A 23170-nucleotide genomic window follows, 5' to 3' on the forward strand; every position below is an offset into this window, starting at 1 on the left:
CTCAGGCGAGCACGGCCGTGGCCTGCATCGTGAGCCAGCCGTCGGCGTCTTCGCCCCAGAGGCTGAAGGTCTTGTGGTCGGCGCCCGGCTTGCCGTGCACGCGGAACGGCGCGATGTCGAAGGTCGGCCGCACCGCGCGGAACTCGAAGCGCGCGAGCTGCGCGCGCGGCACGTTGCGGCGCAGCAGGTCGACCAGCAGCGTGGCGATCAGCGGGCCGTGCACGATCAGGCCCGGATAGCCCTCGACCTCGGTCACATAGCGCCGGTCGTAGTGGATGCGGTGGCCGTTGAAGGTCAGCGCCGAGTAGCGGAACAGCAGCACATCGTCGGGCACGATCTCGCGGCTGAAGGCGGCGTCCTGCGGGGCGGGCGTGGGCGGCGGCGCCTTCTCGCCGGGCGCGGCAGCGGCGCGGTAGACGATGTCGTGCTCCTCGGTCAGCGCGAGGCCGCGTTCGTTGCGCACCTCGTGGCGCACGAGCACGAAGACCAGCTCGCCGGTGCGGCCGGCCTTGTGGGTGACCGAGGCGATGGTCGAGGTGCGCTCGATCTTGTCGCCCACCTGCAGCGGGTTGCCCGCTTCCCAATTCAACCGCCCGCCGGCCCACATGCGGCGCGGCAGCGGCACGGGCGGCAGGAACCCGCCACGCTTCGCATGGCCGTCTTCGCCGATTTCCGATTGGCGGTGATGCGGCAAGAAGTAGAGCCAGTGCCAGAGCGCGGGCAGGTGCGTGCCGGATGCGGGCGGCGCATCTTCCCGGTCGAGCGTGGCGGAGAGTGCACGGACCGGCGCGGCGGTGATGTCGTCGGCCAGCGTCTCGCTGCGGCCTTGCCAGGCCTGGAGCTTCGCGAGCGCGTCGGCATCGATCAGAGGGGTGGGATTTTCAGGGTTCATAGGTTCTTCAATCGACCGCAGCACCGGAGGCCTTGACGATCCGCGCCCACTTGGCCAGATCGTCCTGCAGCAGTTTCGAAAATTGGTCGGGCGTGGTGGGCGCCGCGATCTCGACGCCTTGCTGGTCCAGCTTGTCGCGCAAGTCCTTCGCGGCCAGCGCCTTGCGCGTCGCGTCCTGCAGCGTGGCGAGCACGTCGGCCGGCACGCCGGCGGGTGCGAAGAGGCCGATCCACAGCGTGCCGTTGTAGCCCGGCACCGCCTCCGCGATGGTGGGCACGTCGGGCAGCACCGCCGAGCGCTTGTCACCGCTCACGGCCAGTGCGCGCAGCTTGCCGGCCTTGATGTGCGAAAGCGCCGAAGGCAGGCTCGCGAACACGATCGGCAGTTGCCCGCCCAGCACGTCGTTCAACGCCGGAGCCACGCCCTTGTAAGGCACGTGCTGCAGCGAGATGCCCGCCATGCTGTTGAGCATTTCGCCGAGCAGGTGGTTGAGCGTGCCGTTGCCGGCCGAGGCGTACTGGTAGTTCGCGCCCTTGGCCCGTGCGAGCTTCAGGAATTCGTTGAAGTCCTTGGCGGGGAACGAGGGACTGACCAGCAGCACGTTGGGCACCGCGCCGACGAGGCCGACGGGCTTGAAGTCCTTCATCGGATCGAAGCCCGGGTTCTTGTAGAGCGCCGGGTTGATCGCCTGGCTGCTGCTGATGGTCATGAGCAGCGTGTAGCCGTCCTTCGGGCCTTTTGCGACGAGCTGCGTGCCGATGTTGCCGCCGGCGCCGGGCCGGTTGTCGACGACCACGCTGGCGTTGTTCATCACCTCACCAAGCTTCTGGCCGACGAGGCGGCCGACGATGTCGTTGGTGCCGCCCGCGGCTTGCGGCACGACGAGCGTGATGGGGCGCGAGGGATAGGGCTGAGCGGTTGCAGGGCTCGCGGCGATCAGCGTGGCTGCGGCGGCGAGCGAAAGAAGCGCGAGGGCGCGGAATGTCATTGTCTTTGTCTCCATGGCCGCATGGTCGTGCGCCATGGCACCGCGCGCAATCTGCGATTTCGGAACCCAGGCTTCTGAAATTCCGAAGGCTTGGCTACGATGCGCCATGCTTTTCGACCTGACCGACCTGCGCCTTTTCGTCGCCACCGCCGAGCTCGGCAACCTCACGCGGGCGGCCGAGCGGCAGCACCTGTCGCTCGCCGCGGCCAGCGCGCGCATCAAGGCGCTTGAAACGCAGGCGGGCCTGCAACTGCTGCAGCGCGAAGCGCGCGGCGTGCGCCTCCTGCCGCCGGGAGAAGCCTTTCTGCATCACGCCCGCCTCGTGCTGCACCAGACCGAGCAGCTGCGCGACGACCTGCTCGAATACGGCGGCGGCCTGCGCGGCCACCTGCGCGTGTTCGCCAACACCACCGCGGTGACCGACTTCCTGCCCGAAATCCTGCCCGGCTTCCTCGCGCGCAACCCGCGCATCAATGTCGACCTTCAGGAAAAACCGAATGCTCAGATCCCGCGCGGCGTGCTCGACGGCCGCGCCGACATCGGCATCGTCGCGGGCCGCGTCGACACGCTGGGGCTGGAGGCGATCCACTTCAGCACCGACCGGCTGGTGCTGGTCACCTCGCGCAAGCACCGCTTTGCCAAGCGCCGAAAAATTTCATTCGCCGAGACGCTGGACGAAGACGCCATCGGCATGCAGCAGGGCAGCACGCTGCAGACCTTCCTCGCCCAGATCACCGACAACCTCGGCAAGCGCCAGAAGCTGCGCATCCAGCTCAGCAGCTTCGATGCGATGTGCCGAATGATCGGCAGCGGCGTGGGCATCGGCGTGGTGCCCGAGTCGGCGGCGCGGCGCAACCAGGAGAGCATGCAGCTCGCGCTGATCGACCTGAGCGATACGTGGTGCGTGCGGGAGCGGTATCTCTTGGTGCGCAGCCGGGCGGCGCTGCCGGTGTATGCACAGGCGCTGGTCGATACGCTGTGCCGGCACTACGAGGCGGGCGAAACGGCTTCGGCGAGCGCCTGAAAAGCCTTTTTCTTGTGGTATTGCGCCAACTTGGAGGCGGCATCTCAGGCCTGCGATCTCATCCCCATTTTCTGTGCACAACTTTGGGGACAACTCATGTGGAGCCTTGTAAAACGAATTTAACTCGTTGTTTTATAAAGGGATTCCACACTTTGCTTAAAAATCAGGCGGTGAACAAGTGACGCCGCGTTCAGCCCGCTGCGCCGAGCTTGTCCTGCGTCCGGGTGTCGAAGTCGCCAGCGTCGTGCCGCTCGTGCAGCTGGCTCTCGGGCTGGCCCCAGGCGCGGTTGACCATGCGGCCGCGCTGCGCCGCGGGGCGCTGCGCGATCTCGTCGTTCCAGCGCAGCACGTTCTTGTATTCGCTCACCTGCAGGAACTCGCCCGATTCGTAGAGCTGCCCCTTGGCGAGCGCGCCGTACCAAGGCCAGACGGCGATGTCCGCAATCGTGTAATCGTCGCCGGCCAGGTAGCGGCTTTCGGCCAGCCGGCGGTCGAGCACGTCGAGCTGGCGTTTCACCTCCATCGCGAAGCGGTCGATCGCGTATTCGATCTTCGTCGGGGCATAGGCATAGAAGTGCCCGAACCCACCGCCCAAATAAGGCGCACTGCCCATCTGCCAGAACAGCCACGACAGGCATTCGGCGCGCGCCGCGCGCTCGGTCGGAAAAAACGCGTTGCCGAACTGTTCGGACAGGTACTGCAGGATCGCGCCGGACTCGAACACCCGGATCGGCGTGGCGCCGCTGCGGTCCATCAGCGCGGGGATCTTCGAATTCGGGTTCACTGCCACGAAGCCGCTGCCGAACTGGTCGCCCTCGCTGATACGGATCAGCCAGGCGTCGTACTCGGCGCCCGTGTGGCCCAGCGCCAGCAGTTCTTCGAGCATGACCGTCACTTTCACGCCATTGGGCGTCGCCAGCGAATAGAGTTGCAGCGGGTGCTTGCCCACCGGCAGGTCTTTCTCATGGGTGGCGCCTGCGATGGGGCGGTTGATGTTCGCGAAGCGGCCGCCGCTTTCCTTGTTCCAGGACCAGACAGTGGGCGGCGTATAGGCGGTCGTGCCATTCATGCAATGAATTCCGGGAGTTGGACAGACGATGATCATTCTCTATGACTGCGCCACCGCGCCGAGTCCGCGCCGCGCGCGCATCCTGCTGGCCGAGAAGGGCATTGCCCACGAGACGGTGCAGGTCGATCTGGTTCGTGGTGAGCAATTGGGCGAGGCCTACCGCGCGATCAATCCGCAATGCACGGTGCCGGCGCTGCGCACCGAGGACGACGGGCCGCTGACCGACAACGCCGCCATCGCGGCCTGGCTGGAAGCGCGCTACCCCGAGCCGCCGCTGCTGGGCCGCACGCCCGCCGAAAAAGCGGAGATCGCCAGCTGGAACTGGCGCGTCGAGTTCGAGGGTTTGCTGCCGATTGCCGAGGCGCTGCGCAACAGCTCACCCGCCATGGCCGACCGGGCCCTGCCCGGTCCGATGAACTACGCGCAGATTCCGGAGCTGGCACAACGCGGGCTGGCGCGGGTGCAGCATTTCTTCCAGACACTGAACGACCGGCTGGCCGGCCGCGAATTCATCGCCACCGACCGGTTCAGCCTGGCCGACATCACCGCCGTGGTGGCGGTGGATTTCGCACGCATCGTGCGGGTCAAGCCCGGGGAACAGCACCCCGAGCTCGTGCGCTGGCGCGCTGCGATGGGCGAGCGGCCGTCGATGTCGCGCTGAGCTGCAAAGACGGCGCGCTTGGCGATCAGCGCTCGATGGTGAGTGCCACGCCCATGCCGCCGCCGATGCACAGCGACGCAATGCCCTTCTTCGCGTTCTGGCGCTGCATTTCGTGCAGCAGCGTCACCAGGATGCGGCAGCCCGACGCGCCGATCGGGTGACCGATGGCAATCGCGCCGCCGTTCACATTGACCTTGTTCACGTCCCAGCCCATTTCGCGGTTCACCGCGCAGGCCTGCGCGGCGAAGGCTTCGTTGATCTCGAGCAGGTCGAGGTCGGCAGCCTTCCAGCCGGCGCGCTGCAGCGCCTTGGTCGATGCGGGCACCGGGCCCATGCCCATGATGGCCGGATCGAGGCCGGCGGTGGCGTAGCTCGCGATGCGGCCGAGCGGCTTCAGGCCGAGTGCGGCGGCCTTCTTGGCCGTCATCACCATCACGGCGGCAGCGCCGTCGTTCAGGCCCGAGGCATTGCCTGCGGTCACGCCGCCGGCCTTGTCGAAAGCGGGGCGCAGGCCGGCCAGGCCTTCGGCATTGGTCTTGCGGTTGATGAACTCGTCCTGGCTGAAGACGATCGGGTCGCCCTTCTTCTGCGGAATGCTCACGCCGACGATCTCGTCCTTGAACTTGCCGGCGTCCTGTGCTGCGGCGGCCTTGGTCTGGCTGGCGAGCGCCAGTTCATCCTGCGCGGCGCGGTCGATGCCGTACTTCTTGGCCACGTTCTCGGCAGTGATGCCCATGTGGTACTGGTTGTAGACGTCCCACAGGCCGTCCACGATCATGGTGTCGACCAGCTTCCAGTCGCCCATGCGCTGGCCGTTGCGCGAGTTGGGCAGCACGTGCGGTGCGGCGCTCATGTTCTCCTGACCGCCGGCGATGACGATCTCGCTGTCGCCCGTGGCCACGGCCTGCGCCGCGAGCATCACGGCCTTCAGGCCCGAACCGCACACGGCATTGATGGTGAGCGCCGGGGTTTCCTTGGCGCCGCCGCTCTTGAGCCATGCCTGGCGCGCGGGGTTCTGGCCGGCACCGGCCGCCAGCACCTGGCCCATGATGGCCTCGCCGACCTGCTCGGCCGTGAGGTTGGCGCGCGCAATCACTTCCTTGATGACCAGGGCGCCCAGCTCGGTGGCCGCGATGCCGGCGAGCGAGCCGCCGAACTTGCCGACCGGCGTGCGTGCGGCCGAAACGATGACGATGTCTTCCATGTGGTTCTCCGTTGAGGTGATTTGAAATCGAAGGTTGCAGGGATCAGGCTCTTGCCTTCACATAGCGCCCGGGTGCCGGCTCGATGGCCTTGTAGGTTTTGCCGTTGCCGTAGATCTTGGGTGCGGCCACCTGCTTGCCCGCGTGGCCCTTGAGCCATTGTGCCCAGTCGGTCCACCAGCTGCCGGGATGCTCGACGGCCCCCGTCAGCCACTCGGCCTGCGTCTTCGGGAACTTGCCGTCGTCGCGGATCCAGTGGCTGCGCTTCTTCTTGGCGGGCGGATTGATCACGCCGGCGATGTGGCCCGAGGCGCCCATGACGAAGCGCTTCTTGCCCGGCAGCAGTTGCGTGGAGGCATACGCGCCCCCGATGGGCACGATGTGGTCTTCGCGCGAACCGTAGATGTAGGCCGGGATGTCGATCTTGCCCAGGTCGATCTTCTGGCCGCACACAGTGAGCGCATTGGGCTTGGCGAGCTTGTTCTCGTGGTACGTGTTGCGCAGGTACCAGGCGTAGAACGGGCCGGGAAGGTTGGTCGCGTCGCTGTTCCAGTAGAGCAGGTCGAACGGCGGCGGCGTTTCGCCCTTGAGGTAGTTGCCGACCACATAGTTCCACACGAGGTCGTTGGGGCGCAGGAAGCTGAAGGTGGAAGCCAGGTCGCCGCCGGGCAGCAGGCCGCCCTTGCCCAGCTGCATTTCGCGGTACGCGACCATCGTCTCGTCCACGAAGATGTCCAGGATGCCGGTGTCGCTGAAGTCGAGGAACGTGGTGAGCAGCGTGACCGAAGCGGCAGGCTTTTCGCCGCGCCCCGCGAGCACGGCCAGCGCGGTGCTCAGGATGGTGCCGCCGACGCAGAAGCCCAGCGTGTTGATCTGCCTGCTGCCGCTGATGTCCTGCACCGTGTGGATCGCCTGGATCGCGGCGTTCTCGATGTAGTCGTCCCAGGTGGCCTTGGCGAGCGACTCGTCGGGGTTGCGCCAGCTCACCACGAACACGCGGTGGCCCTGCTCGTTCGCATAGCGGATCAGCGAGTTCTCGGGCTGCAGATCGAGGATGTAGAACTTGTTGATGCACGGCGGCACCAGCAGGAAGGGGCGCTCGTACACCTTGGCGGTGAGCGGCTTGTATTCGAGCAGTTGGAAGAATTCGTTCTCGAACACCACCGCGCCCTCGGTGGTGGCCACGTTGCGCCCCACTTCGAAGGCGCTCTCGTCGGTCATGCTCAGGTGCCCCTGCTTCACGTCGTGGAGCAGGTTCTGGATGCCCTTGGCGATGCTCTCGCCCTGCGAGTCGATGGCTTTCTTCTGCGCCTCGGCGTTGAAGGCGAGCGAGTTGCTGGGCGACGAGGCGGCCATCCATTGCTCGACCGCGAAGCGCAGGCGGGCCTTGGTCTTTTCGTCGGCGTCGATGGCCTCGGCCATGCTGAGCATGGTGCGGCCGTTGAGCAGGTACACGGCCGCCGAGAAGGCCGCGAGCGGGTTGCTGCCCCAGGCATCGGAGGCAAAGCGCTTGTCGCCTTCGGGCTTGGCCTGGAAGCCCTGGCCCCAGAGCGCCGTGGCTTCCGCCACGTACTGCTGCTGGATGGATTGGAGCTTCTGCGGGTCGATGGCGATCTTCGGCAGATCGGGCATCTTTGCGCCCTGCGGCATCTGCCACAGCGGACTGCCGCCGACATCGAAGGCCGAGCCCCCCTTGGCGGCGGACTGCTGGAACGATGCCAGCGCCTGGGTCCATCCCTCTGAAAGTGCCTGCTGGAAGGGCGCGAATGCATCCGCCCCCGTCGCTTGTTGCTTCATCATGTCTCCTGGTCCTCGCCTGAATCGAATCCGGATGGGTGCGTGTTTTGAGTATCCTGCATTCGCACGGCACCCACAACGCCGCTCTTTCCTCTTACCGACTGAAACTTCCCGTGTTCATTCATCTGATCGTGATCGGCTGGCTCTACGTCGTCGTGATGATGGCGGTGGCCGAGGCCACCAACACCACGGGCACCGTGCTGGGCGCCATCTTCACATTTCTTTTGTACGGATTGGCGCCGGTGGCACTGGTGGTTTACCTGATGGGGGCGCCGGGGCGGCGCCGGGCGATCAAGCAGCGCGAGGCCGAAGCGCAGGAAGCGGCACGCCGCGCCGCTGCGGAGGCGGCGACAAAAGTACCGGAAGACTCAGGCCTTCCAGACCAGCGCGGCGAAGCGCCCGCTGACACCGTCCCGCCGGTGCGAAAAGAAACGTGAGGGGTTGGCGACGGTGCACCACGCATCGCCGCCGTCGTTGCCGTACGCCGCATCGACGCCCACCGAACGCAGCCGCTGACGCGCGAGCCCGGGCAGGTCCGCGAGCCATTTGCCGGGCGCGCCTGCAGGCTTGAAACAGTTTGCAGCTTCCGGCGCATGCGCCTCAAAAGCGGCCTTCACCTCTGCCCCGACCTCGAAGGCCTTCGGGCCGATGCACGGGCCGAGCCATGCGATGACCCTGTTGGCGCCATGCGCGGGCCCGGCCTGTGGCTCGGGCGCAAAGCAACGGGCCGTTTCCTCGAGCACGCCACCGGCAAGCCCGCGCCAGCCCGCATGCGCGGCGGCCACCCTTTGGCCCGATTCGTCGGTAAAGAGCACGGGCAAACAGTCCGCCACCATGATCGTGCAGGCCAGTCCGACCGCCGTGGCTGTGCAGGCATCGGCCACCGTGGCGTCGCGCACGAGGCCCGATTCGGCATCGAGTGTCACGATGCCCGTGCCGTGCACCTGCTGCAGGAAAACCGGCCGCGCGGCAATGGCCTGCCCGAGGCGATGGCGGTTCTCGGCCACGTCGGCGGCCAGGTCGCCCACGTGATCGCCGAGGTTCAGGCTCTCGTAGCGGCCGTGCGAAACGCCGCCATCGCGCGTGGTGCACACGGCCCGCACGTTCGACGGTGCGGGCCAGTCCGGCACGAGCCAGCGCGGATCGATGACGGCGGCGTTCAATCAGGCTTCCGCGTCGGGGGCTTGCGAAGGCTGCGCGCGCTGGAAGGCCTCCAGCTGCATGCAGGCGTCGAAGGCGGCCATGCTGCGCGGCAGGCCGCTGAAGTCGCAGTCGAAGCGTCGGCCGTTGAAGACCTGCGGCACGAGGCAGCAATCGGCCAGCGTCGGCGCGTTGCCATAGCAGAAGGTGCTGCCGGGGTACAGCGCAAGCTGGCGCTCGAAGGCCTCCATGCCGTCGCGCACCCAGTGGCGGTACCAGGCGTTCTTGGCCGCGTCGTCGAGCTTGAGGTCCTTCACGAGGTACTTGAGCACGCGCAGGTTGTTGAGCGGGTGGATCTCGCAGGCGATGGACTGCGCCAGCGCGCGCACATGGGCGCGGCCCACCGGGTCGCTCGGCAGCAGCGGCGGCTCGGGGTGCGTTTCGTCGAGGTATTCGATGATGGCCAGCGACTGCGAGAAGCGCTCGCCTTCATCTTCGAGCAGCGGCACGAGCTTGTCGGCCGAGAGGGTGGCGTACGGGCCGGTGCGGTGGTCGCCGCGCGCGATGTGCACGGGAACGTATTCGTAGTCGAGGCCCTTCAGGCTGAGGGCGATGCGCACACGGAACGAGGAGGAGGAGCGGAAATAGTTATGCAGCTTCATGATTTTCCAAGCATAGCGCCGAGCTACGAACGTGGTGTGGCCTGCAGCGCGCAGCGGAAGTCCTGCACCTGGGCCTTCGGAATACCCTGGCGCCATTCGTCGAGGATGCGCCGGGCTTCGGACTCCTCGCGTGCGGCGAGGCCCACGCGCCAGGGGCCATAGGCCCCGGGCGCCTCGCCGCGCGCATGGTCATGCCCGTCGCCATAAGGCCGCCCTTCGGAGCAGGCTGTGCAGAGCGTCCGGATGCCGGTCGTCCAGTTCTCGGCGCCACCGCCGTCATGCTGGAAACGCTCGATCAGCGTATCGATCTCTTCGTCCGTAACGTTCTCGAGCCAGACTTCGAAGGTCGAGTAGTCCGACGGCGCGATCAGTTCGAGCGCGTCGAAGACAGCGACCTCCTGCCCCCGGTATTCCCGATACCCGTTGGGCGCACCGTCGTGCAACACGAGGTCGCCGTAGCGATGGCCCGATGCAGGCAGGGGCACGTTGCGCAGGATGGCGCGCGCCGGGTCGATGCGGTCCGACCAGACCACTTCACTGGACTCGTCGCCATGCACGCGGATCGGCGTGCGCCCCGCGAAATAGTCGATCGGCCCGTCGCCCTCGGGAACGGGAATGCCGTACTGCTGCCATGCGCGCCGTGCGGTGGCCCAGTCGCCCAGCGCCGTGGCGGCGATACCCAGGTTCCAGAGCGCGCCTTCGTTGCGCGGCTCGCAGCGCACGGCCTGGGCGTTGGCCTGCAGCGAAGCAGCCCAGTCGCCGCGGTACTTGTGGATCAGGCCGGCGTTGTACCAGGGCGCCGCCCAGTCTGGCCGGTACTTGCTGGCCTCGGCGTAGGCCTGGAGCGCCCCGTCCTCGTCGCCGGCATTGCTGCGCTCGCTGCCGAGATCGTTGTAGGCCATGGCTTTGCCGGATTTTCCGATTCGAAGGGGCATGGTGAAACCGAAAGGGTCAGGGGTAGAAACAGGAAAGCCGCAGGTGCGCGGCGCCCGTATTTTGCGCCGGCGCAGGCCTCGCAAGTCCGAGCCGGGGGCAACCCTGCCCTGCCTCTGGCACACTGCCGGTCTCCCCTCCCGTTTCGCTGAAAAAGGACACGTCGCAATGGCTTCCGAGTTTGTTTTCGCCCCGCCCGCCACCGTTTCGGTTCCGGTGGCCGGACAGCCGGCCCGCTTTCCGGTGCACCGCATCTACTGCGTGGGCCGCAACTACGAAGATCACGCCAAGGAAATGGGTTTCACCGGCCGCGAACCGCCCTTCTTCTTCATGAAGCCCACCGACGCACTGGTGGTGGTCGACGAAGGCCAGACCGGCATCATGGCCTACCCCTCGCTCACCAAGAACCTGCACCACGAGATCGAACTCGTCGTTGCCATCGGCACCGGCGGCAAGAACATCAAGGCAGCGGACGCGCACAAGCACATCTACGGCTACGCCGTCGGCCTGGACATGACGCGCCGCGACCTGCAGGGCGAAATGAAGAAGCAGGGCCGCCCCTGGGACATCGGCAAGGGCTTCGAGCAGAGCGCGCCCATCGGCCCGATCGTGCCGGTGGCCGCGGCCGGCGATGCCGAGAACGCCGAGATTTCGCTGCAAGTGAACGGCACCGACCGCCAGCGCAGCACCGTGAGCAAGCTGATCTGGAACGTGGCCGAGACCATCGAGCACCTGTCGGCCGCCTGGGAGCTGCAACCCGGCGACCTGATCTACAGCGGCACGCCCGAAGGCGTGGCGGCCGTGGTCTCGGGCGACACGCTCGTGGGCAAGGTCGCCGGCCTGCCGACTCTCACCGTCAAGATCGCCTGAAGACGGCAGCACCGCCCATGCTCCTGCGCGTCCCCATCAAGCACTGCAAGAACTGCGGCACCGCGGTGGTCTACCGCATCCCGGACGACGGCGACACCAAGCCGCGCGCCGTCTGCCCGGCCTGCCACACGATCCACTACGAGAATCCGCTGAACGTGGTGGGCACCATCCCGGTCTTGGGCGACAAGGTGCTGCTGTGCAAGCGCAACATCGAGCCGCGCTGGGGCAAGTGGACGCTGCCCGCGGGCTTCATGGAGCTCGAGGAAACCACCGCGCAGGGTGCCGCGCGCGAGACCGATGAGGAGGCCGGCGCGAACTTCGAGATGCAGGGCCTTTTTGCGGTGATCAGCGTGGTGCGCGTGGGCCAGGTCCACCTGTTCTATCGCGCCCGGCTGCTGGACGACAAGTTCGACCCCGGTCACGAGACCATCGAGGCGAAGCTCTTCACCGAGGAAGAGATCCCCTGGGACGAGATCGCCTTTCGCACCGTGCGCGAGGCGCTGGAACACTTCTTCGAAGACCGCCGCCGCGGCAGCTTCGACCGCGTGCACGAGCTCAGCATCGTTTGACGAAACTTATGAACAAGACACTCCGCGCCACCCTCCTCTGTGGCGCCAGCCTCGGCTTTGCGCTGGCGGCTTCGGCGGCCAGGGCGGAAACGGTGGGCGAAGTCGACACCGCCTTCAAGCTCATCGGCCCCGACCACAAGATCGTGATCGAGGCCTACGACGACCCCAAGGTCAACGGCGTGACCTGCTATGTCTCGCGTGCCAAGACCGGCGGCATTGCCGGCGCCTTCGGCGTGGCCGAAGACAAGGCCGAAGCCTCCATCGCCTGCCGCCAGGTCGGGCCGGTGAACGTCACGCAGCCCTTGCCCAAGCGCGAGGAGGTGTACAGCGAGCGGCTCTCGGTGCTCTTCAAGCGCCTGCGCGTGGTGCGCATGGTCGATGCCAAGCGCAACACGCTGGTCTACCTCACCTACTCCGACTTGCTGATCGACGGCTCGCCCAAGAACAGCGTGACCGCGGTGCCCATCGACCGCGGCACGCCGATTCCGCTGAAGTAGCGACAGCCCTCGCGCGTACCTCCCTTCCGGAAGGTACGTACGAGTTTGCTAGCATCGTCCGCGTGGCGCGCCCGGCGTGCCAATCCGCAGGAACCCTCCGCAACGAACCCGTTCCAACAGCGCCATGCACATCCAGACTTTTCTTTTCCGCACCGGTGTCGCAACACTGATGGCCGCAGCCCTCGCCGCCTGCGACACCACGCCCCTGACGCCGGCACGGCCCGGCCAGACCGTCACGCCGCCCCCGGCGAAGCAGGCGCTCTTCATCCGTCCCGCGAGCGGCACCACCATCGCCCGCTTCGACGGCGTGCGCAACAAGGGGCTGGACATCGCGGGCAACCTCGGCGACCCGATCGTCGCGTCGGCCGATGGCCGCGTGGTGTACGTGGGCAGCGAACTGCGCTCCTACGGCAACATGGTCATCGTCAAGCACAACGAGACCTTCCTCACCGCCTACGCGCATGCGCAGACCATCCTCGTGAAGGAAAACGCGGTCGTGCGCCAGGGCGAGAAGATCGCCGAAATGGGCCGCAGCGACACCGATCGCGTGAAGCTGCATTTCGAGATCCGCAAGAACGGCACCGCCGTCGATCCCGAGCCGTACCTCAACGGCCGCCTGCAGCAGTAACCCTTCGGCGTTCATCATTTCTTCAGGTTGTCCGCCCGGCACGGAACTAAGCTCCTTGCCACCGGGACAGGGCGCGTCTTGCCGTCCTTCCCATCGACATGGAGAACGAACTTGCGCCTGAACCTGATTCTTTTCTGGGGCGGTCTTCTGGCATTGACCAGCCTCGCGGGCTGCGAGACCACCCGCCACAGCCGCGATCGCGACTACGACTACTACGGGCGGCCGCCACCCCAGCAGCCCTACTACTACGAGCCCGAAGAGTCGCGCGAAGGTCCGCGGTTGAGCGACATGCAGAAGCGCGCGCTCGACAACTGCATCGTGCTGCCCACCCGCCAGGACCGTGCGCGCTGCCGCGCGACGGTCATGTCCACCGTCCGCTAGGCGCCCCCCCGGTGCGGTCACCGGTCACCGGTCACCGGTCACCGGGCACCGGGCATTGAACGCCGCGCCATCGCTCGAGCTTGGCTTTGCAAGGATGAAGTTCGACGGATGCTGGCCGAGCTTCTTGCGGAACATGGTGGAGAAAGCACCGGGGCTGTCGTAGCCCAGTTCAAGCGCCACGGCGGTCACCGAACGACCTGTCGCCAACTGTGCCATGGCCGAGAGGAGGCACGCCTGCCGTCGCCATTCGAGGAATGACATGCCGGTCTGCGCGCGAAAGAAGCGGCTGAAGGTGCGTTCGCTCTGGTGCAGCTGTCGCGCCCAGGCGATCGGTGAGGTCCGCACGTCGGGCCGATGGAGAAATGCGATGCACAGCGCGGCCAGCCGATCGTCGCCCGGCAGCGGCGCAAAGAACGGCAGTGCCGCCGCACGACCCACTTCCTGCAGCGTCAAATCCATCAGCAGGCCATCACGGCCGCGTCGGTCGTAGAGCGCCGGCAATTCCGTGGCCTCGATCAGGAGGTGGCGCAGCAATGGCGAAACGGCCAGAACCTCGCACAGCGCACCGCGGCGCGGCACCGCTGCCGGCTCGATGTAGAGGCTTCGGGTACTGACGCCCACCATCCGCACCCGGTGCGGCTTGCCGGCCGGAATCCAGACACCGCTGTGAGGGGGCACGACCCAGGCACCGTCATCGGTCCCCACCTCCATCAGCCCCGTCGCGCCGTAGAGAAATTGGGCGCGGCGGTGGCTGTGCGTCTCCAGCAGCGTGCCCGGCGCGTAGTCGGTGCCGATGGCCAGAACTTCACGCGGCGTGTGATCGAGGCTCTCGAGCGATTGGTTGCGCACGGCTTTGAATGATTGGCGAAAACGCAAACATTGTTGACCGAACATCGCAAGCGCGCCAGGCGGCCTCACCCTAACCTGAGGGCTCTCATACCCATGGAGGCCTCGTGTCGTTGTATCTCTTGTTGGCAGTTTGCGGATGCCTGACGGGCATCACCACCGTCCTGTTCGGCTTCGGCGGCGGATTTGTCGTCGTGCCCTTGCTCTATCGACTTCTGTCCCAGCTGAACACCGCCGACAGTGCCATCGGACGGTCTGCGATGCAGATCGCGGTCGCCACCTCCACCTGCGTCATGATCTTCGGCGCCCTGCTGGCTACCCTGCGTCACCAGCGCGCAGGAACGCTGGACTGGTCGCAGCTCAGACCCCTGATGGGATTCATCGGTGCGGGTGCGGTGGCCGGGGCCTTGGCAGCAGCGACCGTCCATGGGGAGGAGCTGCGCTGGGCGTTCGCGGCCTACCTCGCGCTGACCATCCTGGACTGCTGGCTGCGGCCCGGATTTCTGTCGCAGCCTGCAAAAGGTCGTGCAGCGCCCTCGTCGATCGCCACGGCGCTGTCGGGCCTGGTCATCGGCTGGGTCGCCGCGTTCCTCGGCGTCGGCGGCAGTGTGATGACGGTTCCCCTCATGCGCCGTCGCGGCATCGCGATGGGCCGTGCGACCGCCATGGCCAACCCGCTGTCGCTGCCCGTCGCGCTGGCGGGCACGGCCACCTATGCCGCCTTGTCCGCTGGACCGACACCTTCATTCGGGGCGTGGTATCTCGGAAACGTCGATCTGCGCGCTGCGGCCGTCCTGGTGATCGGCACCTGGATCGGCATTCGAGCGGCTTCACCTTGGATCGGACGGATCCCGGATCGGGTTCACGCAAGGATCTACGTTGGATTGCTCGTGATCGTTCTCATGGCCATCGCGGCGCACTGAGAGACGGCGGGCAATGCGCTGGCGCGGCCGACGATCGGGGCCGTCGCATGGTCATACCTGCGGCAGCAATAGGTGGCCAGCGAATGGCGCTAGAGCAGGCTCTCGGGCACCAGCGGTGCCAGCAGCTCCAGTTTCCAGCGCGCCCAGAAATGCGTCTCGGGCTCCGTGTGCAGGATGGTGTCGGCCGCATCGCCCGACGCGGGGCTCACCCATTCGATGCCGCCCTTGGGGCCCAGCTGCAACTGATAGGCGCCGTCAAGCCGGATGAAGCCGATCAGGCTGGTGAGCTGCTGCGCGATCTGCGGACTGAAGATGAAGATGCCGATCTCGGTGTTGTGCAGTTCCGAGCGCGGATCGAAATTCATCGAGCCGATGAACACCGTCTTGCGGTCGATCACCGCCGACTTGCCGTGCAGCCGCCCGCTCGCCGAGCCGTACATGCCGAAGCGCTTGGTCTCCTCCACCCGCTTGGGGCTGAGCTCGTAGAGCTCCACGCCCAGCCGCAGCATCTGGGCGCGATAGCGCCGGTAGCCGATGTGCACCAGCGATTCGTCGGTGGCGGCCAGCGAGTTGGTCACGATGCTGTAGCTCACGCCGTTGCCGCGGATGGTGCGGATCGACTCCATGCCGCCGCGCCCGGGAATCAGGTAGGGCGTGGTCTGCATGATCTCGCTCTGCGCGCCGCGCAGATACCGCCGCACGTTGAAGAGCACGCTCTCGCTCGCCTCGTCGGCGGGCAGGCCTCGCCCTTCCGGCGTGGGCGCGAGGGCCTTGGCCGGCGGGTCGGCATACGCTTCGGCGCGCGCCCAGGCCAGCTTCAGCGTGCCCGCGTCCAGGTCCTTGGCCAGCGGGTTGTTGCCCAGCAGGTCGGTGGAGTCGGGCTCCTCGGGGTGCAGCGTCTCGGGCCCGCTGGTGAGCCGGTCGAACAGCGCGCGCAGCTCCTTCGGCGATTCGCTGCCCTTGGCCACCAGCGACTCGATCGGGTACACGTAGGGGCTGTTCCAGTACATGTCGAACAGCGACGACAGCCGGGGCACCACGGCGCCGGCCACCAGCGTGTCGATGTCGATGAAGTTCGAGCCGCCGTCGCGCAGGAAATACTCGTTGGCGATGTTGCGCCCGCCCATGACCGCCATCGTGTCGTCCACCACGTAGAGCTTGTTGTGCATGCGGCGGTGCACGCGGTCGAAGTCGAACAGCGATGCGGCCCAGCGCGTGCCGAAGCGGTCGCGCCCGGCCGGGAACGGATTGAAGAGGCGCACCTCGACGTTCGGATGCGAGGCGAAGCTGGTGAAAAGCGGGTCGGCGCCCGCCGTATAGAGGTCGTCCACCAGAAGGCGCACGCGCACGCCGCGGTCCGCCGCATCGCGCAGGGCGCGCAGCAGGTAGCGGCCGGTCTCGTCGTTCTGCACGAGGTAGTACTGCACGTCGATGGAGCGCTGCGCGCGGCGTGCCAGCTCGATGCGCGCATGCAGCGAAAACTGCGGCATCGGCAGCAGGCGGAATCCGCTCAGCGGTTCGCCGGGCGGCGCGGCCGCTTTCACGAGGCGGCCGAGCAGGGTGTCCGCGCCGTCCGTGATGACCGACGAGGGCTTGCGCTGCACGTCGGTGGGCAGGCCCGCGCAACCGGCCATGCAGAGCGCGACGAGGCCGGCGAACAACCAGGCCAGCCAGCGAGCACGCGGTTTTTCTTCAACCCTGTCAGGGATGTGGGACATGGAAGCCAGAGAGGTGGGGCAGACGCACGAAGCGGAATGGAGGACATCCGCGGCTCGCGGTTTCTACCATGAGCGCGGGGAGCCCTTTATGGCGCCGTTCGGCGTGCAGCGCTCATGCGTCGCCGGGAATGGTGGCGCCCGCGACGTCGGTCCCCTGGCTGCGCTGCGGCATCCATTGCCGCACGAAGTGGTCCGCCCGCAACGTCGCGCGCTGCACGGCCGACTCCCACGAGAGCTGCTGGGTGATCACCAGCGCGCAGCGCGCAATGCCTTGGTGGCTCAGTTCCGCGAGCCCGGCATAGGTGCCATGCGGGGTGCGGGCGAGTTCCATCCAGCATGCCCAGCCTTCAGGCACGTGAATATCGAGGCGTACGGTGTCCATGTCGGGGTTCGACCTTAGGCGCTTGTCCTGTGGTTTCAATAAGTGAAACCCTTGGTACTCATTCACCTCTTCATGGGATGTCGCCGTGTAAAGGCTCATGCAGGGGCGGAGACCCCGTCGACTGATTGCCGCTTCCGAGCGTTGAGGAGGCATCCGCGCAAACACCGACGGCTTCGACCTGACGTGCACGCGGGGCGACCGGCTACATTCAGTTCACGGCAGACCTCTCACACTGCACAGACGGATACACGGCAATCACAGAACAGGCCACTCATCATGAAAAAACTCGCTCTCATGGCCTTCCTCGGCCTCATGACCTCCATCCCCGCGATGGCCCAAGGCGACTACGTCTATGAAAACGACCGCCGCTATTGCGCCAGCGGTCGCTCGGGCATGGACTTCAATTCCTGCATGTGGCGCCTGCGGAACGACCGCGAGCGCGAGGACCGCCGCGACTACGAGCGGCGCGAGTACGAGCAGCGCCGCGAATACGAACGCCGCCAGCGTTGGCAGGAACCCGCACCGGTCTACGTGCCCGAGTACCAGCGTCAGCCCCAGTACCAACAGGAACGCCCCAAGCTCAGCGACATGCAGGAGCGCGCGCTGAACAACTGCAACCTGCTCGCGCCCCGCGACCAGCCCCGGTGCCGTGCGACGGTGATGTCGACGGTTCGCTAGCGTTTTCGCGCCGGCCCGTCGCGGGCCGGCCTGCCGCATGACGCTCGACCTGTTCGACGATCCACCCCGCGAAGCGCGCGAGCCCATCGGACCTGGCGCCTTCGTCCTCCCCGGTTTCGCCCTCCCCTTTGCCGACGAATTGCTCTCGGCGGTCAGGGCGGTTGCGCAAGATGCGCCGTTCCGCCACCTCGTCACCCCCGGCGGTTTCACCATGTCGGTCGCGCTCACCAACTGCGGCGCGCTGGGCTGGACCAGCGACCGCCGCGGCTACCGCTACAGCCCCACCGACCCCGACACCGGCAAGCCGTGGCCTGCCATGCCCGAATCGTTCGCGCGCCTGGCCCGCGAGGCCGCATCGGCCGCCGGCTTCGACGGCTTCGCGCCCGATGCGTGCCTGGTCAACCGCTACGAACCCGGCGCGCGCCTCTCGCTGCACCAGGACAAGGACGAGCATGACTACGGCGCGCCCATCGTCTCGGTCTCGCTCGGCATGCCGGCCGTGTTCCTGTTCGGCGGACACGCGCGCGGCGACAAGGCGGTGCGCATTGCGCTGAAGCATGGCGATGTCGTGGTCTGGGGCGGTGAAGACCGGCTGCGCTACCACGGCGTGCTGCCCCTGAAAGACCAGCCGCATCCGGCGCTGGGCAGCCTGCGCATCAACCTCACATTCCGCAAGGCGGGCTGACCACGCATGCAGAAGACGACCGAGACCAACGACCCCGGCAACGCGATCCGCGCGCTCTATGCCGCGCTGTGGCACTTCGCGGCCGGCGCCCGCGGGCAATTGCTCGGTGCCACCGCCTTGCTGGCTTCCTCGCAGCTGATCCGCCTGACCTTGCCCTACCTCGCCGGCCAGGCCATCAACGCGCTGCAGCGCAGCGACTTCGGCGGCGCGGGCCGCTGGATCGGCACGCTGGCCGCGGTGTACGTCGGCGCCTGGGCGCTGCACGGGCCGGGCCGCATCCTCGAGCGCAACGTCGGCCTGAAGGTGCGCGAGCGGCTGGCCGACGAGCTCTACGCGCGCATCGCCGCCGCGCCGCTGGCCTGGCATGACGGCCATCACTCGGGCGAGCTGCAGCACCGTGTGCACCAGGCCAGCCGTGCCCTCGCGGACTTTGCGCAGAACCAGTTCATCTGGCTCACCAACGCGGTCAACTTCGTCGGGCCGCTGGTGGCGCTGGCGCTGCTGTCGCGCACCAGCGGCGCGACGGCCCTCGCGGGCTATGTGCTGATCGGCCTCGTGATCGTGCGCATCGACCGCGCGCTGATGAAGCTCGCGCGCGCCGAGAACGATGCCGACCGGCGCTATGTGTCTGCGCTGCTCGACTTCCTGGGCAACGCGTCGACGGTGATCGGCCTGCGGCTGCAGGGTGCGTCGCGGCTGCTGCTGCGCCGTCGCATGGCCGCCATTTCGCTGCCGCTCAAGCGCACCGTGGTGCTGAACGAAGGCAAGTGGTTCGCGGTCGACCTGATGGGGCTGGCGCTGACCTGGGGGCTGGTCGTCATCTACGTGTGGCAGGCACGCACGCCGGGTCAGGCGGTGATGCTGGGCGCGGTGTTCATGATCTACCAGTACGCGCAGCAGGCGGCAGGTGTGGTGACCTCGGTGGCCGCCAATTTCAGCTTCTTCGCGCGCATGCACACCGACTACACGAGCGCCGAGCCAATCTGGCAGGCGCCTTCGGGCGACGTGCTCGCGACCTCTCCAGAGCAGGTGCCCGAGCGCGAGCGCATCGATGCCGGCGCGACATGGACCCAGCTCGGCGTCGATGCGCTGCAGTGGAAGTACGCGCCGCGCGGCGAGCCCATCGCCGAGGCCGCCGATGCGGCCGAGCCGCCGCGCAGCGGGCTGCACGACGTGGCCCTGACCCTGCGCCGCGGACAGCGCGTGGCCCTCGTCGGCCCGAGCGGTGGTGGCAAGAGCACGCTGCTGCGCGTGCTCGCCGGCCTCTATGCACCGCATGCCGGCACGCTCACGCTCGACGGGCAGCCTGTCGATTGGCCGCAACTGCGCCGCCTCGCCACGCTGATCCCGCAGGAGACCGAACTCTTCGAGGCCAGCGTGCGCGAGAACCTCGCCTTCGGCCAGCCCGCGGACGATGCGCGCCTCCTCGCCGCGCTGCACACCAGCACCTTCGACGAGGTGCTCAAGGCCAACCACGGCGACCTCGACACCGCCGTGTCGGAGCGCGGCTTCAATCTCTCGGGCGGACAGCGCCAGCGCCTGTGCCTCGCGCGCGGCGTGCTTGCGGCCGAAGGCAGTTCGCTGTTGCTGCTCGACGAGCCGACCAGCGCGCTCGATGCCAACACCGAAGCGCGTGTGCTCGAACGCATTGCCGCCGCATTCCCCAACGCCTGCGTGATCGCGTCGATCCACCGCCTGAGCCTGCTCGAGCGCTTCGACACCGTGCTGCTGATGGAGGCCGGCCATGTGCTCGACCACGGGCCGCGCGACGAAGTGCTGGCGCGCCAGCCGCTGCTGCAGCGCATGACGGCGCCGGCCTAAGCCGCAGCAGGCGGTCCGAACCAGGTGGTCAGCGCCTCGGCCAGCCCCTGCTGCGCCGAATCGCCCACCCACGCCACATGGCCGTCAGGCCGGATCAGCACGGCCGCGGGCGCAGTGACCTCTCCGATGGCCGGAAGCTCCCACACGCCTTCGTACGTCGCATCGACCTGCCGGACCCGGTCCGCCCAAGGTGCGATATCGAAATCGCCGGGCTCGCCGAGGTTGAGCAGCACCGGCCGCGCCGCATGCAGCAACGTGAAGACCCGCAGCGGCCCCTTCGCGGTGACGAGATCGAGATCGGGCATGCGCCGCCCGAGCAGCGGGTGCCCCTCGCCCAGGTCGTAGCGAACACCCAGGCCGGACATGTCCGCGACCAGCCGCTTGCGCGGTTCGTCCATCGCGAGCAGTTCGGCGAGCGTCTGGTCCAGCGCCTTGCTGCGGTCGTCGGTCCGGCGCAGCGCGACATTCGCCATCGTGTGGCGCAGCACGCGCGCCGCCACCGGGTGGCGCTCGCCGTGGTACGTGTCGAGCAGGCTGTCCGGCGACGTGCCGTGAAACACCTGCGCCAGCTTCCACCCCAGGTTCACCGCATCCTGCACACCGAGGTTGAGGCCTTGCCCGCCGATCGGTGGATGCACGTGTGCCGCGTCACCGGCTATCAGCACGCGCCGGTCGCGGTAGGCGTCCGCCTGGCGCGTCATGTCGGTGAAGCGCGAGATCCAGGTAGGGCTGTGCGCGCCGAAGTCGGTGCCGTAGACCGCGACCAGCGCCTCGCGCACGTCGTGCAGCGCGGGGTTGGCGTCGCGCTGCAGTTGCCGGTCGGTCAGCACGACGCGCGCCAGGGCTTTCCCGGTGTTCTCGGCCTTGCCGATCGCATGGATGCCGAACGCGTTCTCGTGAAAGCCCCACTTCGGCTCCGCAGTCATCGCCACCTCGGCCATCAGCCAGCTCGTGGTCGGCTCCCACCCGGGAAAGCCGATACCGGCCGTCTTGCGCACCAGGCTGCGGCCGCCGTCGCATCCAACGAGGTACTCGGCTCGCAGTTGCCGGCCGTCGGAGAGCGTGACGTCAACGCCGGCATCGTCCTGCACGAGCGCCGTCACTTCGCATCCGCGATGGATCGTCACGCCCAGTTCGCCGACCCACCCGGCCAGCAGGCGCTCGGTGTGGCGCTGCCACAGCGCGAGGGTGCAGTTGTGGCGCGAAGGAAAGTCGCCGATGTCCATCGCCGTACGGAAATGCACGGCGCGGTGCACCTGCCCCAGCGCGAGAAAGCGCTCGACGATGCCGCGCTGGTCGAGCACCTCGAGCGTGCGGGCATGCAGGCCGCCTGCGCGCGAGCCGTCGACCTCCTGGTTCTCGCGCCGCTCGACGATGGCGACATCGATGCCCGCCAACGCCAGTTCGCCCGCAAGCATCAGCCCGGTCGGGCCACCGCCGGCGATCAACACCGCGTGCGCACTCAATGCCGCGCTCCGATCCGCAGCCATTCCATAGACAAAAACAAATGCATTTCGTGACTCCAATTTCCGCCGACTCCGGCAAGGGCCGGCGATTCTGAAGTACACCCCCGGGGCTTCTGCAAGGCCCCATGTGAGCTATATTCTGGAAGTGCCAGGAGACGGGTACGGCCCTCGCGGCCCGCGACGTTTCCACCAGGCTCCCTCCAGCAAAATCACTCTTCGAAGACCCGCCCTAAGGCAGGTTCTCGCGAAAGATCACCTGGCTGCGCGTGGTCTCCACGCCGCTGAGCGCCTCGCGCTTGTCGCGCAGGTTGGTGAAGATGCGCACGCAGCTCATCAGCGTGGTGTGCGGGCTCTGCGTGATCACCGCGTCCATGCTGCCGTCGATCAAGAGGGCGCGCGTGTCGGGCGTGAGGCCGTGGCCGATGAAGACCACTTTCTGCTCGCGCCCCGCTTCCTTCAGCGCACGCGCCACGCCGTCCGAGGCACCGCCGATGTTGTAGATGCCGCCCATGTCCGGGTATTGCTCCAGCAGCGCGCGGGTCTGTCGGTAGTTCTTGCCCGCGTCGTCCTGCCCTTCGCGCAGGCCCACGACTTCGAGCCGCGGGAACATCTCGTCGATGACGTGCAGGAAGCCGGCCTCGCGCTCCTCGTGCGCCTTGTAGCTCAAGCTGCCCGCGATGAGCGCCACCTTCGCGGCGCGCGCGCCGATGAAGCGGCCGATGAGGTAGCCCGCCGTGCGCCCCGCCGCGCGGTTGTCCAGACCCACGAACGCCGCGCGCTCGGAGTTCGACAGGTCCGAGATCAGCGTGACCACCGGCAGCCCGCGCGCCGCGAGCGCAGCCACCGCCTCGCGCACCGCCGGATGCTCCAGCGCCATCATCGCAATGCCATCGCAGCGCTGGCCATGCTTGCGCAACGCGTCCGCCAGCTCATGCGGATTGAAGCTCTCGATGAACACCGTGCGACATTGCACATTGAACGGCGCCCAGTGCTCCTGCGAGTAACCCACCATGTCGCCCAGCATGCGGATGAAGCGGTTGGTGCCCGCGGGCAGCAGGAACACGAGCCGTAGGGGCGGCGGCGTCAGCGCCGCATAAAGCTCGGGCCCCGGCAGGTAGTCGAGCTCGCCCGCAGCCTTGAGCACGCGCTGCACCGTGGCATCGCGCACGCCGGGCCGGCGGTTGAGCACGCGATCGACGGTGGCAGTCGACACCTGCGCCGCACGCGCGATGTCCACCACGCGCGCGCGCCGTGCATCGGAAGGAGGTGAAGGGTTATCCCGCATACATCAAAAACCATCAGGATCAAGTTTGACCCGGATGATGCATCCTTTTATCT

The 23170-nt window shown here is 67.4% G+C and carries 25 protein-coding genes; 12 read left to right on the plus strand and 13 right to left on the minus strand.

Annotated elements, in window-relative coordinates; translation table 11 throughout:
- Position 1: 1 nt before the first annotated feature.
- Both GNX71_RS20740 and GNX71_RS20745 read right to left on the minus strand, forming a co-directional pair.
- On the minus strand, positions 2–892 hold the full coding sequence (locus tag GNX71_RS20740) for a MaoC family dehydratase N-terminal domain-containing protein (RefSeq protein WP_206174081.1): 891 nt from the start codon (positions 890–892) through the stop codon (positions 2–4).
- 7 nt (positions 893–899) lie between these two features.
- Positions 900–1880: a tripartite tricarboxylate transporter substrate binding protein gene (locus tag GNX71_RS20745; protein ID WP_206174082.1), complete on the minus strand. Its 981-nt coding sequence runs from the start codon at positions 1878–1880 to the stop codon at positions 900–902.
- Positions 1881–1986: 106 nt separating this feature from the next.
- Between GNX71_RS20745 and GNX71_RS20750 the strand changes: the two genes are divergently transcribed.
- A complete protein-coding gene (locus GNX71_RS20750; protein WP_206174084.1) occupies positions 1987–2904 on the plus strand; it encodes a LysR family transcriptional regulator in 918 nt (305 codons plus the stop codon).
- 190 nt (positions 2905–3094) lie between these two features.
- Here GNX71_RS20750 and yghU read toward each other — a convergent pair whose 3' ends face one another.
- Positions 3095–3973: a glutathione-dependent disulfide-bond oxidoreductase gene (gene yghU, locus GNX71_RS20755; RefSeq protein ID WP_206174085.1), complete on the minus strand. Its 879-nt coding sequence runs from the start codon at positions 3971–3973 to the stop codon at positions 3095–3097.
- 28 nt (positions 3974–4001) lie between these two features.
- On the opposite strand from yghU, the gene GNX71_RS20760 reads away from it, so the two are divergent.
- Positions 4002–4634 (plus strand): glutathione S-transferase, encoded by a 633-nt coding sequence (locus GNX71_RS20760; RefSeq protein ID WP_206174087.1) that lies wholly within the window; start codon positions 4002–4004, stop codon positions 4632–4634.
- 25 nt (positions 4635–4659) lie between these two features.
- Here GNX71_RS20760 and GNX71_RS20765 read toward each other — a convergent pair whose 3' ends face one another.
- Together GNX71_RS20765 and phaC are read right to left on the minus strand one after the other, a co-directional pair.
- Positions 4660–5838: an acetyl-CoA C-acetyltransferase gene (locus tag GNX71_RS20765; protein WP_206174089.1), complete on the minus strand. Its 1179-nt coding sequence runs from the start codon at positions 5836–5838 to the stop codon at positions 4660–4662.
- A 43-nt stretch (positions 5839–5881) separates the two neighbouring features.
- A complete protein-coding gene (gene phaC / locus GNX71_RS20770; protein WP_206179585.1) occupies positions 5882–7633 on the minus strand; it encodes a class I poly(R)-hydroxyalkanoic acid synthase in 1752 nt (583 codons plus the stop codon).
- A gap of 113 nt (positions 7634–7746) precedes the next feature.
- On the opposite strand from phaC, the gene GNX71_RS20775 reads away from it, so the two are divergent.
- Positions 7747–8070 (plus strand): hypothetical protein, encoded by a 324-nt coding sequence (locus GNX71_RS20775; RefSeq protein WP_206179589.1) that lies wholly within the window; start codon positions 7747–7749, stop codon positions 8068–8070.
- Here the strand turns inward: GNX71_RS20775 and pgeF are convergent.
- Genes pgeF through GNX71_RS20790 form a run of 3 tightly spaced genes read right to left on the minus strand, consistent with a single transcriptional unit; the run spans position 8002 to position 10370 of the window.
- Positions 8002–8796: a peptidoglycan editing factor PgeF gene (pgeF, locus tag GNX71_RS20780; RefSeq protein ID WP_241027002.1), complete on the minus strand. Its 795-nt coding sequence runs from the start codon at positions 8794–8796 to the stop codon at positions 8002–8004. The two genes, GNX71_RS20775 and pgeF, sit on opposite strands and share 69 nt — an antisense overlap.
- A complete protein-coding gene (gene maiA, locus GNX71_RS20785) occupies positions 8797–9435 on the minus strand; it encodes a maleylacetoacetate isomerase (protein ID WP_206174091.1) in 639 nt (212 codons plus the stop codon).
- Positions 9436–9458: 23 nt separating this feature from the next.
- Complete coding sequence (locus tag GNX71_RS20790; RefSeq protein ID WP_206174093.1) at positions 9459–10370, minus strand: tetratricopeptide repeat protein; 912 nt, start codon at positions 10368–10370, stop codon at positions 9459–9461.
- 166 nt (positions 10371–10536) lie between these two features.
- On the opposite strand from GNX71_RS20790, the gene GNX71_RS20795 reads away from it, so the two are divergent.
- From GNX71_RS20795 to GNX71_RS20815, 5 genes are all read left to right on the plus strand, one after another.
- Positions 10537–11238 carry a fumarylacetoacetate hydrolase family protein gene (locus tag GNX71_RS20795; protein ID WP_206174095.1) on the plus strand — a complete coding sequence of 234 codons (702 nt, stop codon included), beginning with the start codon at positions 10537–10539 and terminating at the stop codon, positions 11236–11238.
- A gap of 17 nt (positions 11239–11255) precedes the next feature.
- Positions 11256–11807 (plus strand): NUDIX hydrolase, encoded by a 552-nt coding sequence (locus GNX71_RS20800; RefSeq protein ID WP_206174097.1) that lies wholly within the window; start codon positions 11256–11258, stop codon positions 11805–11807.
- 8 nt (positions 11808–11815) lie between these two features.
- Positions 11816–12304 carry a CreA family protein gene (locus GNX71_RS20805; protein ID WP_093434985.1) on the plus strand — a complete coding sequence of 163 codons (489 nt, stop codon included), beginning with the start codon at positions 11816–11818 and terminating at the stop codon, positions 12302–12304.
- A gap of 124 nt (positions 12305–12428) precedes the next feature.
- The gene (locus GNX71_RS20810; RefSeq protein WP_206174098.1) at positions 12429–12932 is read left to right on the plus strand and encodes a peptidoglycan DD-metalloendopeptidase family protein; all 504 of its coding nucleotides are present in this window, start codon (positions 12429–12431) and stop codon (positions 12930–12932) included.
- 111 nt (positions 12933–13043) lie between these two features.
- Positions 13044–13313, plus strand: coding sequence for a hypothetical protein (locus tag GNX71_RS20815; RefSeq protein ID WP_206179826.1), 270 nt, complete (start codon positions 13044–13046; stop codon positions 13311–13313).
- Positions 13314–13337: 24 nt separating this feature from the next.
- Here the strand turns inward: GNX71_RS20815 and GNX71_RS20820 are convergent, their stop codons facing one another.
- Positions 13338–14162: a helix-turn-helix transcriptional regulator gene (locus GNX71_RS20820; RefSeq protein WP_241027336.1), complete on the minus strand. Its 825-nt coding sequence runs from the start codon at positions 14160–14162 to the stop codon at positions 13338–13340.
- A 104-nt stretch (positions 14163–14266) separates the two neighbouring features.
- Here GNX71_RS20820 and GNX71_RS20825 point away from each other — a divergent pair, with 104 nt between their 5' ends.
- Positions 14267–15082 (plus strand): sulfite exporter TauE/SafE family protein, encoded by an 816-nt coding sequence (locus tag GNX71_RS20825; RefSeq protein ID WP_206174101.1) that lies wholly within the window; start codon positions 14267–14269, stop codon positions 15080–15082.
- Between the two features lie 89 nt (positions 15083–15171).
- Here GNX71_RS20825 and GNX71_RS20830 read toward each other — a convergent pair whose 3' ends face one another.
- Together GNX71_RS20830 and GNX71_RS20835 are read right to left on the minus strand one after the other, a co-directional pair.
- Positions 15172–16800, minus strand: coding sequence for a phospholipase D family protein (locus tag GNX71_RS20830; RefSeq protein ID WP_206174103.1), 1629 nt, complete (start codon positions 16798–16800; stop codon positions 15172–15174).
- A 112-nt stretch (positions 16801–16912) separates the two neighbouring features.
- Positions 16913–17182 (minus strand): hypothetical protein, encoded by a 270-nt coding sequence (locus tag GNX71_RS20835; RefSeq protein WP_206174104.1) that lies wholly within the window; start codon positions 17180–17182, stop codon positions 16913–16915.
- Positions 17183–17458: 276 nt separating this feature from the next.
- Between GNX71_RS20835 and GNX71_RS20840 the strand changes: the two genes are divergently transcribed.
- The 3 genes from GNX71_RS20840 to GNX71_RS20850 are packed head-to-tail and all read left to right on the plus strand — an operon-like array spanning position 17459 to position 20366.
- Entirely contained in the window at positions 17459–17860 is a 402-nt protein-coding gene (locus GNX71_RS20840) for a hypothetical protein (protein ID WP_206174105.1), read from the plus strand.
- A gap of 37 nt (positions 17861–17897) precedes the next feature.
- On the plus strand, positions 17898–18545 hold the full coding sequence (alkB, locus tag GNX71_RS20845) for a DNA oxidative demethylase AlkB (protein WP_206174107.1): 648 nt from the start codon (positions 17898–17900) through the stop codon (positions 18543–18545).
- A gap of 6 nt (positions 18546–18551) precedes the next feature.
- The gene (locus tag GNX71_RS20850) at positions 18552–20366 is read left to right on the plus strand and encodes an ABC transporter ATP-binding protein (protein ID WP_206174108.1); all 1815 of its coding nucleotides are present in this window, start codon (positions 18552–18554) and stop codon (positions 20364–20366) included.
- Here the strand turns inward: GNX71_RS20850 and GNX71_RS20855 are convergent.
- Positions 20363–21832: an FAD-dependent monooxygenase gene (locus GNX71_RS20855; RefSeq protein WP_206174110.1), complete on the minus strand. Its 1470-nt coding sequence runs from the start codon at positions 21830–21832 to the stop codon at positions 20363–20365. The two genes, GNX71_RS20850 and GNX71_RS20855, sit on opposite strands and share 4 nt — an antisense overlap.
- Before the next feature lie 229 nt (positions 21833–22061).
- Positions 22062–23117, minus strand: a complete 1056-nt coding sequence (locus tag GNX71_RS20860) for a LacI family DNA-binding transcriptional regulator (protein ID WP_042581439.1) — start codon at positions 23115–23117, stop codon at positions 22062–22064.
- Between the last annotated feature and the right edge of the window lie 53 nt (positions 23118–23170).

Origin of the sequence: Variovorax sp. RKNM96, from assembly GCF_017161115.1 — a bacterium.
Classification (GTDB): Bacteria; Pseudomonadota; Gammaproteobacteria; order Burkholderiales; family Burkholderiaceae_C; genus Variovorax.